The organism is Bacillus sp. SIMBA_005 (assembly GCF_046535585.1).
Classification (GTDB): domain Bacteria; phylum Bacillota; class Bacilli; order Bacillales; family Bacillaceae; genus Bacillus; species Bacillus pumilus.
In genome coordinates, this window is sequence record NZ_JAWRWI010001293.1 from 1 (window position 1) to 230 (window position 230).

General features: G+C 51.7%; 1 pseudogene. It reads right to left on the reverse strand.

Annotation, left to right across the window (positions count from 1 at the left end):
• Positions 1-14: 14 nt before the first annotated feature.
• A pseudogene (locus SB660_RS24240) lies at positions 15-230 on the reverse strand (spermidine/putrescine ABC transporter ATP-binding protein); the annotation flags it as partial.

The window sequence follows — 230 nt, forward strand, 5'->3', positions numbered from 1 at the left end:
GCTGATGAAGCTGTTCAATCGTGCCGCTGCTGTTTTTCAAGGGAATTCAGCTCCTTCCATATGGTTTGAAACAGCGGCTGAAAGGCCGGATCCTGACGCGCGTCAAACGGATCTAAAGCCGCGAGCTCCTTAGGCACGGTGAATATTTGGTGGATGGTGCCCGGCTGATTCGAAAATAAATAGATCGTATCGCTCATGGCGATGGCTTCACCGATATCGTGGGTGACGAG